The following is a 9,741-nucleotide window of genomic DNA, read 5'->3' as shown; positions in this document are numbered from 1 at the left end:
CAGCCCCGGCCGCCGAGCCGGCCGCCCCGGCCACCGAGCCGGCAGCCCCGGCCGCCGAGCCGGCAGCCCCGGCCGCCGAGCCGGCAGCCCCGGCCACCGAGCCGGCCCCGGAGCCCCCCGCCGAAGGCGACCCCGCCGACCCCACCACCCCCGCCGGAGGCGATCCCGCGTGAACGACGTACTCGACGTCGCCCTCCGGCTGCTCGTCGTCTTCGCCGTGTTCCTCGTACTGCCGCTCGTCGTCGGGCAGACCGAGCACAAGGTCATGGCCCATATGCAGGGCCGCCTCGGGCCCATGTACGCCGGTGGTTTCCACGGCTGGGCCCAGCTCGTCGCCGACGGTGTGAAGTTCGCGCAGAAGGAGGACATCGTCCCGAAGGACGCGGACCGGCGGATCTTCCAGCTCGCCCCGGCCGTCGCCCTCCTCCCGTACCTCCTCGTCCTCGTCGTCATCCCGATCGGCCCGAGCGAGGGCGCTGTCGGCCAGGTCGTCGACGCGGGCATCTTCTTCGCGCTCGCGGTGATGGGCGTCGGCGTGCTCGGCAGCCTGATGGCCGGCTGGGCGTCCGCGAACAAGTACTCGCTGCTGGGGGGCCTCCGTACCGCCGCCCAGCTCCTCGCGTACGAGCTGCCGATGCTCCTCGCCGCCGCCTCCGTCGCGATGGCCGCCGGCACCGTCTCCCTCCCGGGCATCCTGAACGCCTTCGAGTGGTGGTGGCTGCCCTGGCAGATCATCGGCGCGCTGGTGTTCTTCGTGGCGGGCCTCGCGGAGCTCCAGCGGCCCCCGTTCGACATGCCCGTCGCCGACTCGGAGATCATCTTCGGCGCGTACACCGAGTACACCGGCCTCCGCTTCGCGCTGTTCCTGCTCGCCGAGTACGCCGGCATCGTCGTCCTGGCCGGTCTCACCACCGTCCTCTTCCTCGGCGGCTGGCACGGCCCGTTCGGGGCGGACGGCCTCGGCTGGGTCTGGACCCTCCTCAAGACCGCCGTCCTCGCGTTCGTCGTGATCTGGCTGCGGGTCAGCTACCCGCGCCTCCGCGAGGACCAGCTCCAGAAGCTCGCCTGGACGACCCTCGTCCCGCTCGCGCTCGCGCAGATCGCGCTCACCGGCATCGTGAAGGTGGCGATCAGCTGATGTCCCCCCTCCTCCCTCCCTCCCGGCCCGGCATCCCCGGCTCCGGCCTCGCCAAGGGCCTCGCCGTCACCCTCCGCACGATGACGCGGAAGACCGTCACCGCGCAGTACCCCGAGGTCCAGCCCGAGCTGCCGCCCCGCACGCGCGGGGTCATCGGACTGTTCGAGGAGAACTGCACGGTCTGCATGCTCTGCGCCCGCGAGTGCCCCGACTGGTGCATCTACATCGACTCCCACAAGGAGACGGTGCCGCCGGCGGTCCCGGGAGGCCGCGAGCGCAGCCGGAACGTCCTGGACCGGTTCGCCATCGACTTCGCGCTCTGCATGTACTGCGGTATCTGCATCGAGGTCTGCCCCTTCGACGCGCTGTTCTGGTCGCCGGAGTTCGAGTACGCGGAGACCGACATCCACGAGCTGACCCACGAGCGCGACAAGCTCCGCGAGTGGATGTGGACGGTCCCGGAACCGCCCGCGCTCGACCCGCGCGCGGAGGAACCGAAGGAGATCGCGGCGGCCCGCAAGGCAGTGGAGAAGGCCGCGGCAGCCGCCGCAGCCGCCGCCGAGGGGGAGCAGCGGTGATCCTGGCAGCACACACGACCCAAGCGGCGCAGGCAGGACAGCAGGCCCACGGCTTCCTCTCGCCCACCGGCGTCGAGATCCTCTTCCTCCTCGTCGGCCTGGTCACCCTCGGCGCCGCCCTCGTCACCGTCACCACCCGCCAGCTCGTGCACGCCGCGCTCTGGCTGGTCGTGGCGCTCGGCGGGCTCGCGGTCGAGTACCTGCTCCTGACGGCCGAGTTCATCGCCTGGGTGCAGGTCCTGATCTACGTAGGTTCGGTCGTCGTCCTCCTCCTCTTCGGTCTCATGCTCACCAAGGCCCCCATCGGCCGCTCCCCGGACGCCGACTCCGGCAACAGGCCGGTCGCGCTCGCGGTCGCCCTGGCCGCCGGGGCCGCGCTCGTCTGGGTCGTCGTCGACGCCTTCCGCACGACGTGGATCGACCTGGACGGAGCCGTGCAGGGGTCGACGAAGGTGTCGGGCGAGACCCTCTTCCGGCACTGGGTGCTGCCGTTCGAGGCGCTGTCCGTCCTCCTCCTCGCCGCCCTGGTCGGCGCCATCGTGCTCTCCCGCAAGAAGAAGGAGGGGGAACGCTGATGCATCTCGTCTACCCGGCCGTCCTCGCCGCCCTCCTCTTCGCCATCGGCGTGTACGGCGTCCTCGCGCGCCGCAACGCGATCCTGGTCCTGATCTCCGTCGAGCTGATGCTCAACGCCGTCAACCTCAACCTCGTCGCCTTCGACGTCTGGCTCCGCGACACCCTGCACGCGGGCCAGGCCCTCACCCTCTTCACGATCGCCATCGCCGCCGCGGAGATCGGCATCGGCCTCGCGATCGTCCTCGCGGTCCACCGCGACAAGGGCACCGCCGACATCGACCGCCTCCGCGACACGGCGGAGCACCCCTCGCCCCCGGACGACGAAGCCGCGGCGGCGACTCCTCCGGACGACGACAACGACGCCACGCCGACCGGCGAGAAGGCCGAGGCCACCGCGTGACCACCACGACCCTCGCCGTCCTGGTCCCCCTCCTGCCCTTCCTCGGTTCCGCCGCCGGACTGCTGCTCGGCCGCACAGCGCCCGGCTTCGTCCGTCCGCTCGCCGTACTGCCGACGCTCGCCGCCGCCGTCCTGGCCGCCGTGGTCGCCGCCCGCCAGGGCGGCGGGAAGGCGATCGACGCCGCCACCCAGCTCACCCCCACCGGCTCGGTCCCCATCGACCTGGCCCTGCACATCGACGGCTTCGCCGCCCTCGTCGCCGTCCTGGTCGGCGTCGTCGCCACCTGTGTGCAGATCTACTCGACCGGCTACCTCCGCGAGGACCCCCGCTACCCCTCGTACGCCGCGCTCGTCTCCCTCTTCACCTCCGCGATGCTGCTCGTCGTCTACTCCGGCGACCTGATGGTGCTCCTGGTCGGCTGGGAGATCATGGGCATCTGCTCGTACTTCCTCGTCGGCCACTACTGGGAGACCCCCGAGGCGCGCTCCGCCTCCCTGAAGGCCTTCCTCGTCACCAAGCTCGGTGACGTCCCCTTCCTCATCGGCCTCTTCGCGCTCGCCGCCGACGCGGGCACCTTCCGCATCACGGGCGTCCTCGGCGCCGTCGCGAGCGGCGGCCTCGACCACCCCACCCTGATCGCCCTGCTGCTGCTCGCCGGTGTGGCGGGCAAGTCGGCGCAGTTCCCGCTGCACACCTGGCTCCCGGACGCCATGGCCGGCCCCACCCCCGTCTCCGCGCTCATCCACGCGGCGACGATGGTCGCCGCCGGTATCTACTTCACGGCCCGGCTGCTGCCCGTCTTCGCCGCCTCCGCCGCCGCGCTGACGGTGCTCGCGGTGATGGCCGCGATCACGATGGTCGGCTCGGCGCTCGCCGCGCTCGCCCAGGACGACATCAAGCGGGTCCTCGCGTACTCGACGATCGGCCAGCTCGGCTACATGGCCGGTGCGCTCGCCGTCGGCGACCGGGGGGCCGCCGTCTTCCACCTCCTCTCGCACGCCGCGTTCAAGGCGCTGCTGTTCCTCGCCGCCGGCACGGTCATCCACGCCGCCGGTACGAACTCGCTGACCGCCATGTCCCGGATGAGCGGCCTCGCGAAGCGCGTCCCGGACGCGTACTGGACGATGACCGTCGCCCTGCTCGCGCTCGCCGCGGTCCCGCCCTTCGCCGGCTTCTTCTCCAAGGAAGCCGTCCTCGTGGCCGCCGAGCACACCGCGCTCGGGGAGCGGACCGTCGCCCCCGCCGGGGCAGGCTGGACCGTCCTCGTCGCGGGCCTGCTCACCGCCCTGCTGACCGCGGCGTACGCGCTCCGCCTCTGGCTGCGGACCTTCCGCGGCCGGGGCGCCGAGGCCCCCGACCACGGCCGCCAGCCCCTCGCGATGACCACGGTCCTCTGGGTCCTCGCCATTCCCTCCCTGGGCTTCGGACTGACCGTCACCTACCTCGACGACTGGTTCGACGGCAACGACCTCACCCCGACCCTCACCACGGCCGTCCTCGGCACCGGCCTCGCCGCCGCCGGGGCCGTGATCACGTACGCGGCCTGGCGCACCCTCGCCGCCCGGACCGCCGCCGTCCGGCCCCCGGCCCCGCACGTCGCCCACCCCGACGCCGACGCGGGACTCGTCGAGGCCGAGGCGCTGCACCTGCCGCACCCGGCGGAGGACCCGGCCGACCCCGGCCGCGCGCTCCTCGGTCCACTGCACGGTCCCGCCGCCGACGGCTTCCACCTCGACGCCGTCTACCGGGCCGCGTTCGTCCGTCCCGTCCTCGCCGCCGCCTCACTGGTCCGCTTCCTGGACCGCGAGGTCGTCGACACCTACGTACGTGCCGCGGGCAACTCCGCCAAGGGGCTCGGCTGGCTCGTCCGCCGCGCCCAGACCGGCAACGTGCAGACCTATGTGAGCGCCCTGCTCGCCGGCTCCGTCGTCCTGGTGATCGCCGCAGTCGCCCTCGCCAACGCCGTCGCCGGAGCGTGAGCCGTGATCGATATCAGCGAGTCCGTGATGCAGTTCCTTCTGGCGTTGATCGTCGCCGGGCCGCTCCTCGGCGCGGTGGCCGCTCTCCTCCCGGCGCCGCCCGGGCTGAAGGGGAAGTCCCCGGACCAGGCCGTGCTCCGCCACGGAGTCACCGTCACCGGTGTCATCCTGCTGGCCGCGATCGTCCTCGTCCTCGGCTTCGACCACGACCAGCCGTCGAGGATGCAGGCCACTACGGACATCAGCTGGATCAGGGCACTGGACGTGCGGATCCACCTCGGTGTCGACGGCATTTCCCTCCCCCTCCTGGTCCTGACCGCGCTCCTGAGCTTCCTCTGCGCGCTGTACAGCTACTTCAAGATGCCGACGGGCCCGTCCCCGAAGGCCTTCGTCGCCCTGCTGCTCGTCCTGGAGTCCGGCACCCTCGCCACCTTCGCCGTCCTCGACCTCGTCCTGTTCTTCCTGGCCTTCGAGATGGTCCTCATCCCGATGTACTTCCTCATCGCCCGCTGGGGCGGCGAGGGCAGGCGGGCCGCCGCCTGGAAGTTCATCCTCTACACGCTGCTCGGTTCGGTCGTCATGCTGCTCGGCCTGCTCCTCATCGGCGTGAAGGCGGGCACGTTCGACATGGTGGCACTCGCCACTGACAACGGCCGTGGACTGACCACATCGGTGCAGGTCATCGCCGTTCTCGCGATCGGACTCGGGCTCGCGGTGAAGACCCCGATGTGGCCGCTGCACAGCTGGCTCCCGGACGCCCACACCGCCGCCCCGACGGTCGGCTCGGTCCTCCTCGCCGGCGTCCTGCTCAAGATGGGCACCTACGGGTTCGTCCGGATCGTCCTGCCGATCGCCCCCGACGGCATGCGGACCTTCGCCCCCTACCTCGCCGCCTTCGCCGTCGCGGGGATCATCTACGGATCGCTCGCCTGCCTCGCGCTCGCCCGGTCCGGCAACAAGGGCGACCTCAAGCGCCTCATCGCGTACTCCTCCGTCGGCCACATGGGCTTCGTCCTCCTCGGCATCGCCACCATGACCCCCACCGGAGTCAACGGCGCGCTCTTCGCCAACGTCGCCCACGGCCTCGTCACCGGCCTGCTGTTCTTCCTGGTCGGCGCGGTCAAGGACCGCTACGGCACCGCCGACCTCGACACCCTCGCCGGGGCCACCGGCGCCGCCCTCTACGGCCGCGCGCCCCGCCTCGGCGCCCTCCTCGCCTTCGCCGCCGTCGCCTCGCTCGGTCTGCCCGGCCTGGCCGGCTTCTGGGGCGAGATGCTGGCCCTGTTCGGCGCCTTCGAACCGGCCGCCGGCCTCAGCCGCCCCGCCTTCCTCACCTTCATGGCGATCGGCGCCTTCGGCACCCTGCTCACCGCCGCGTATCTCCTCCTCGTCGTCCGCCGCGTCTGCATGGGCGGCCCCCGGCCCGCCGGGGAGACACCGATCGCCGACGTCCAGGGGTACGAGTTCGCCGCCTGGACCCCGCTCGTCGCCCTCACCGTCCTCGCCGGACTCTGGCCCGCCGTCCTCCTCGGCCTCACCGACCCGGCCGTCCAGAAGCTCCTTGCCGGAGGCATCCGATGACCCCTGTGACGACGCTCGCCGGCGAGTCGCTCGTCCAGTCCGTCGACTGGCTCACGATCGCGCCGCCGACCCTGACGGCCGTGGTCGCCCTCGTGGTGCTCGTCGCCGACCTCTTCCTCCCCGAGGAGCGCAAGGGGATCCTCGGCTGGACCGCGATCGGCGGCCTCGTCGCGGCCCTCGCCCTCCTCCTCCCGCTGCGGGCCGGTGACCGCTCCACCTTCTGCCTCACGCCCGACACCCAGATCAGGGCGTGCAGCTACACCGCCGACCACTTCACCCTCGTCATCCAGCTGCTCGTGCTCGGCGGCGCCCTCCTCACGGCGCTGCTCTCGATCACGGAGACCCGCGAGAAGCTCCCGGCCGGCGAGTTCTGGTTCCTTCTGCTGTCCTCCGCCGCGGGCGCGGCCCTGCTGCCCGCCTCCCGCGACCTGGCGACCCTGGTCATCGCCCTCGAAGTGGCCTCGCTGCCCGCGTTCGCGCTGGTCGGCCTCAAGCGCGGCGACCGCAGGTCCGGGGAGGCGGCGCTCAAGTTCTTCCTGTCGTCCGTGACCGCGACCGCCGTCACCCTGCTCGGCGTCAGCTTCGTGTACGCGGCGACCGGCACCCTCCACCTCACGGAGCTGGCCCAGCGCCTCGACGACGTGCCCGGCCAGCTCCAGACGCTCGCCGAGGCGGGCGTGGCCCTCACCCTCGTCGGCTTCGCGTTCAAGACGGCCGCCGTCCCCTTCCACTTCTGGGTCCCCGACACCTATGTGGGCGCCCCGCTGCCGGTGGCCGCCTATCTGTCGGTGGTCGGCAAGGCCGTCGGCTTCACCGGGCTCATCCTGGTGACGGTCGTCGCCTTCCCGTCGTACGCGGACGTGTGGGGCCCGGCGCTCGCGGCCCTGGCCGCGCTGACCATGACCGTGGGCAACGTCGCCGCCCTGCGGCAGGTCTCCACGCGCGCGTGGAGCGCGGTCCGGCTGCTCGCCTGGTCGTCGGTCGCCCAGGCCGGCTACCTCCTGGTGCCGATCGCCGCCGCCGCGTACTCCAGCGACGACCAGGTCGGCGCCACCGTCGCGTACGCCCTGATGTACGCCGTCGTGAACCTCGGCGCCTTCGCGGTGGTCGCGCTCGTCGCCCGTACGCACCCCCTGAACCGCCTCGCCGACTACCGGGGCCTGTACGCGACGCGCCCCGCCGCGGCCCTCGCGCTCGGCTTCTTCCTGCTGAATCTGGCCGGTCTGCCCCCGGGTATCATCGGCCTCTTCGCCAAGGTGACCGTCTTCTCGGCGGCCGTCGACGCGGGCCTCGGCTGGCTGGCCGTGGTCATGGCCGTGAACGTCGTGATCGCGCTCTACTACTACCTCCGCTGGACGGCACTGCTGTTCCGTACGCCGGAAGCCGCGCCCGGAACCGCGCCGGAGGCCGCGCCCGAGACGGGCATGGAGAAGGTCCCCCACAGGGCCCCCGTGCCGATCACCCTGGCGATCGCGCTGACCGCCGTAGCCGGAGCTGTGCTGTCGGGTTACCCGCAGTTCGCCCTCCGCTTCGCCGCGAACAGCCTGTTCTGACCCTCAGAAGAGCCCGCCCCCCACAGAAAAAGAACGAGGAGCAAGACCCCGTGCTGAACGGATTCAAGGACTTCATACTTCGCGGGAACGTCATCTCGATGGCCATCGGTCTGGCCGTCGGTTCCGCGTTCACGGCCGTCGTCACGGGCTTCAGCAAGGCCTTCATCACCCCGCTCATCGGTCTCGCCACCGGCTCCGTCGGCGACTTCAGCGAGGCCAGCTTCAAGATCCAGGGCACGGTCTTCCCGTACGGCCTGGCCATAGCGGCGATCATCGCCTTCGTCATCACGGCCGCCGTCCTCTACTTCCTGATCGTCGTCCCGATGACCAAGATCCAGGTCAAGTTCGCCAAGGCCGAGGCCGCCGACCCCAAGGCCGAGAAGCGCGACTGCCCCCGCTGCTTCACCGAGATCCCTGCCATCGCCTCCCGCTGCGCCCACTGCACCAGCGAGGTCGAGCCCGTCGCCACCGGCCTGGAGAAGCTCGCCGTCCCCGCGGCCCGCTGATCACCCGAACGGCGCACACCACCCCCGGTGCGGCCCGGGGAACCCGAGCTTCCCGCCTGGCGTTGACCAGTACGGAAGGGTCCACTGGAGGTGGGCCTCCCCCCGGACGCAGTCCGGGAGGACGACCACGCAGCAAAGGGTTCCCCTGCCGCACCACTTGGAGGGCGTACCGTGCACCGCCGGCACAACGGGCTGAGGACCGCCGTACTCCTCGGAGGGCTCTCGGCCCTCATCATCGTCATCGGCAGCTTCTTCGGCCGTACGGGGCTGATCGTCGCGCTCGTCGTGGCGCTGGGCACCAACGCGTACGCGTACTGGAACAGCGACAAGCTGGCGCTGAGGGCCATGCGCGCCCGCCCGGTCAGCGAATTCGAGGCACCCGGGCTCTACCGGATCGTGCGGGAGCTCTCCACACAGGCCAGACAGCCCATGCCACGGCTGTACATCTCGCCGACCCAGGCGCCCAACGCCTTCGCGACCGGCCGCAACCCGCGCAACGCCGCGGTCTGCTGCACCGAGGGCATCCTCGCGATCCTCGACGAGCGCGAGCTGCGCGGGGTCATCGGCCATGAGCTGAGCCACGTCTACAACCGGGACATCCTCATCTCCTCGGTCGCCGGAGCCCTCGCCTCCGTGATCATGTTCCTGGTCAACTTCGCCTGGCTGATCCCGGTCGGCCGCTCCAACGACGACGACGGCCCCGGACTGCTCGGAATGCTCCTGGTCATGATCCTGGGCCCGGTCGCCGCCTCCGTGATCCAGCTGGCCATCTCCCGCTCCCGGGAGTACGAGGCCGACGCCTCCGGCGCCCAGCTCACCGGCGACCCGCTCGCCCTGGCCAGCGCCCTGAGGAAGCTGGACGCGGGAACCAAGCAGCTGCCGCTGCCCCCCGAGCCCCGGATCGAGACCGCGAGCCACATGATGATCGCGAACCCCTTCCGGCCCGGACAGGGCATGTCCAAGATGTTCTCCACCCATCCGCCGATGGCCGAGCGCATCGCCCGGCTCGAACAGATGGCAGGTCACCGACCGTGAAGACGATCCTCAATGTCATATGGCTGATCCTGTGCGGCTTCTGGATGTTCCTGGGCTACATGCTCGCGGGCGTCCTGCTCTGCATCACGATCATCGGCATCCCCTTCGGGCTCGCCGCGTTCCGCATCGGCGTCTACGCCCTGTGGCCCTTCGGCCAGACGGTCGTCGACCGCCGTGACGCGGGCGCGCCCTCCTGCGTCGGCAACGTGCTGTGGCTGATCCTCGCCGGCTGGTGGCTGGCCCTCGGTCACATCACCACCGGCATCGCCCTCTGCATCACGATCATCGGCATCCCACTCGGCATCGCGAACTTCAAGATGATCCCGGTCTCGCTGCTGCCACTGGGCAAGGAGATCGTCCCCACGGACCAGGCGTACGGCTACCAGAGTCGCTGA

10 protein-coding genes are annotated in these 9,741 nt (G+C 71.4%); all 10 read left to right on the top strand.

The features are described from left to right. Positions 1–169: 169 nt before the first annotated feature. The 10 genes from ABT154_RS23660 (at position 170) to ABT154_RS23615 (ending at position 9,741) form a co-directional block, all read left to right on the top strand. A complete protein-coding gene (locus ABT154_RS23660) occupies positions 170–1,138 on the top strand; it encodes a complex I subunit 1/NuoH family protein (RefSeq protein WP_351858783.1) in 969 nt (322 codons plus the stop codon). Then, the gene (locus tag ABT154_RS23655) at positions 1,138–1,716 is read left to right on the top strand and encodes a NuoI/complex I 23 kDa subunit family protein (protein ID WP_351858782.1); all 579 of its coding nucleotides are present in this window, start codon (positions 1,138–1,140) and stop codon (positions 1,714–1,716) included. Before ABT154_RS23660 ends, ABT154_RS23655 begins: the two co-directional genes overlap by 1 nt. Further along, positions 1,713–2,291 carry an NADH-quinone oxidoreductase subunit J family protein gene (locus tag ABT154_RS23650; RefSeq protein WP_351858781.1) on the top strand — a complete coding sequence of 193 codons (579 nt, stop codon included), beginning with the start codon at positions 1,713–1,715 and terminating at the stop codon, positions 2,289–2,291. The genes ABT154_RS23655 and ABT154_RS23650 overlap by 4 nt, the downstream gene beginning before the upstream one ends. Further along, a complete protein-coding gene (gene nuoK, locus ABT154_RS23645; protein ID WP_351858780.1) occupies positions 2,291–2,692 on the top strand; it encodes an NADH-quinone oxidoreductase subunit NuoK in 402 nt (133 codons plus the stop codon). Before ABT154_RS23650 ends, nuoK begins: the two co-directional genes overlap by 1 nt. Continuing rightward, a complete protein-coding gene (locus ABT154_RS23640) occupies positions 2,689–4,671 on the top strand; it encodes an NADH-quinone oxidoreductase subunit 5 family protein (RefSeq protein WP_351858779.1) in 1,983 nt (660 codons plus the stop codon). The genes nuoK and ABT154_RS23640 overlap by 4 nt, the downstream gene beginning before the upstream one ends. Positions 4,672–4,698: 27 nt before the next feature. Next, on the top strand, positions 4,699–6,252 hold the full coding sequence (locus ABT154_RS23635; protein WP_351858789.1) for a complex I subunit 4 family protein: 1,554 nt from the start codon (positions 4,699–4,701) through the stop codon (positions 6,250–6,252). After that, complete coding sequence (locus ABT154_RS23630) at positions 6,249–7,805, top strand: NADH-quinone oxidoreductase subunit N (RefSeq protein WP_351858778.1); 1,557 nt, start codon at positions 6,249–6,251, stop codon at positions 7,803–7,805. Before ABT154_RS23635 ends, ABT154_RS23630 begins: the two co-directional genes overlap by 4 nt. Positions 7,806–7,855: 50 nt before the next feature. Next, entirely contained in the window at positions 7,856–8,311 is a 456-nt protein-coding gene (gene mscL / locus ABT154_RS23625) for a large conductance mechanosensitive channel protein MscL (RefSeq protein WP_351858777.1), read from the top strand. Positions 8,312–8,482: 171 nt separating this feature from the next. After that, a complete protein-coding gene (gene htpX / locus ABT154_RS23620) occupies positions 8,483–9,346 on the top strand; it encodes a zinc metalloprotease HtpX (RefSeq protein WP_332435836.1) in 864 nt (287 codons plus the stop codon). Next, positions 9,343–9,741, top strand: coding sequence for a YccF domain-containing protein (locus ABT154_RS23615; RefSeq protein ID WP_351858776.1), 399 nt, complete (start codon positions 9,343–9,345; stop codon positions 9,739–9,741). Before htpX ends, ABT154_RS23615 begins: the two co-directional genes overlap by 4 nt.

Origin of the sequence: Streptomyces sp. NPDC001728 (assembly GCF_040297565.1) — a bacterium.
Classification (GTDB): Bacteria; Actinomycetota; Actinomycetes; order Streptomycetales; family Streptomycetaceae; genus Streptomyces.
The sequence above is the reverse complement of the archived record's forward strand: the minus strand, read 5'-3'. Positions and strand labels throughout refer to the sequence as shown.

Coding starts and splice junctions, on each gene's coding strand:
- ABT154_RS23655 (WP_351858782.1), top strand. CDS start 1,138: ATGTCCCCCCTCCTCCCTCCCTCCCGGCCCGGCATCCCCGGCTCCGGC.
- nuoK (WP_351858780.1), top strand. CDS start 2,291: ATGCATCTCGTCTACCCGGCCGTCCTCGCCGCCCTCCTCTTCGCCATC.
- ABT154_RS23635 (WP_351858789.1), top strand. CDS start 4,699: ATGCAGTTCCTTCTGGCGTTGATCGTCGCCGGGCCGCTCCTCGGCGCG.
- ABT154_RS23630 (WP_351858778.1), top strand. CDS start 6,249: ATGACCCCTGTGACGACGCTCGCCGGCGAGTCGCTCGTCCAGTCCGTC.